1 rRNA gene is annotated in these 2,382 nt (G+C 51.7%); it reads right to left on the reverse strand.

Annotated elements, in window-relative coordinates:
- Positions 1–2,191 (reverse strand): 23S ribosomal RNA (locus tag DK254_RS00460); the annotation flags it as partial.
- Positions 2,192–2,382 lie beyond the last annotated feature (191 nt).

Raw genomic sequence — 2,382 nt, forward strand, 5'->3', positions numbered from 1 at the left:
CAGAGTTAGAACCTCAAGCATGCCAGGGTGGTATTTCAAGGTTGGCTCCACGCGAACTGGCGTCCACGCTTCAAAGCCTCCCACCTATCCTACACAAGCAGGCTCAAAGTCCAGTGCAAAGCTACAGTAAAGGTTCACGGGGTCTTTCCGTCTAGCCGCGGATACACTGCATCTTCACAGCGATTTCAATTTCACTGAGTCTCGGGTGGAGACAGCGCCGCCATCGTTACGCCATTCGTGCAGGTCGGAACTTACCCGACAAGGAATTTCGCTACCTTAGGACCGTTATAGTTACGGCCGCCGTTTACCGGGGCTTCGATCAAGAGCTTCGCTTTCGCTAACCCCATCAATTAACCTTCCGGCACCGGGCAGGCGTCACACCCTATACGTCCACTTTCGTGTTTGCAGAGTGCTGTGTTTTTAATAAACAGTCGCAGCGGCCTGGTATCTTCGACCGGCGTGGGCTTACGCAGTAAATACTTCACCCTCACCGGCGCACCTTCTCCCGAAGTTACGGTGCCATTTTGCCTAGTTCCTTCACCCGAGTTCTCTCAAGCGCCTTGGTATTCTCTACCCGACCACCTGTGTCGGTTTGGGGTACGGTTCCTAGTTACCTGAAGCTTAGAAGCTTTTCCTGGAAGCATGGCATCAACCACTTCGCTCTCTAAAAGAAAGCTCGTCATCAGCTCTCGGCCTTGAACACCCGGATTTGCCTAAGTGTTCGGCCTACCACCTTAAACTTGGACAACCAACGCCAAGCTGGCCTAGCCTTCTCCGTCCCTCCATCGCAGTAACTAGAAGTACAGGAATATTAACCTGTTTCCCATCGACTACGCTCTTCAGCCTCGCCTTAGGGACCGACTAACCCTGCGTCGATTAACGTTGCGCAGGAACCCTTGGTCTTTCGGCGTGGGAGTTTTTCACTCCCATTGTCGTTACTCATGTCAGCATTCGCACTTCTGATACCTCCAGCAAGCTTCTCAACTCACCTTCACAGGCTTACAGAACGCTCCTCTACCGCGCATCTTGCGATGCACCCGTAGCTTCGGTGTATGGTTTGAGCCCCGTTACATCTTCCGCGCAGGCCGACTCGACTAGTGAGCTATTACGCTTTCTTTAAAGGGTGGCTGCTTCTAAGCCAACCTCCTAGCTGTCTAAGCCTTCCCACATCGTTTACCACTTAACCATAACTTTGGGACCTTAGCTGACGGTCTGGGTTGTTTCCCTTTTCACGACGGACGTTAGCACCCGCCGTGTGTCTCCCACGCTGACACTTCCAGGTATTCGGAGTTTGCATCGGTTTGGTAAGTCGGGATGACCCCCTAGCCGAAACAGTGCTCTACCCCCTGGAGTGATACGTGAGGCGCTACCTAAATAGCTTTCGAGGAGAACCAGCTATCTCCGAGCTTGATTAGCCTTTCACTCCGATCCACAAGTCATCCCCTGCCTTTTCAACGGAAGTGGGTTCGGTCCTCCAGTCAGTGTTACCTAACCTTCAACCTGCTCATGGATAGATCGCCCGGTTTCGGGTCTATACCCAGCGACTAAACGCCCTATTAAGACTCGCTTTCGCTACGCCTCCCCTATTCGGTTAAGCTCGCCACTGAATATAAGTCGCTGACCCATTATACAAAAGGTACGCAGTCACCCAACAACGTGGGCTCCCACTGCTTGTACGCATACGGTTTCAGGTTCTATTTCACTCCCCTCTCCGGGGTTCTTTTCGCCTTTCCCTCACGGTACTGGTTCACTATCGGTCAGTCAGTAGTATTTAGCCTTGGAGGATGGTCCCCCCATGTTCAGACAACGTTTCACGTGCGCCGTCCTACTCGATTTCACTTCCTGGAACCTTTCACATACGGGGCTATCACCCACTATGGCCGCACTTTCCAGAGCGTTCTGTTAGATTCCAAGAAGCTTAAGGGCTAGTCCCCGTTCGCTCGCCACTACTAAGGGAATCTCGGTTGATTTCTGTTCCTCAGGGTACTTAGATGTTTCAGTTCCCCTGGTTCGCCTCACACACCTATGGATTCAGTGTGTGATAACCAGCTTGTGCTGGCTGGGTTCCCCCATTCAGAGATCTCCGGATCAAAGTCTGTTTGCCGACTCCCCGAAGCTTATCGCAGGCTACCACGTCTTTCATCGCCTCTGACTGCCAAGGCATCCACCGTATGCGCTTCTTCACTTGACCATATAACCCCAAGCAATCTGGTCATACGTCTCGAACGTGAAGACGACATTCGCCGAAAATTCGCGCTTGAACTCGCAAATTTTACCTTGACTTGAACAATCCCCAGTGAAAGAGATCATTCAGTCTACTTCTATCACATACCCAAATTTTTAAAGAACGGTTCTGGCACAAAGACCAGACATCAATGTTCG

It is taken from the genome of Pseudomonas sp. RW407 (assembly GCF_003176655.1).
GTDB classification, from domain to species: Bacteria; Pseudomonadota; Gammaproteobacteria; order Pseudomonadales; family Pseudomonadaceae; genus Pseudomonas; species Pseudomonas delhiensis.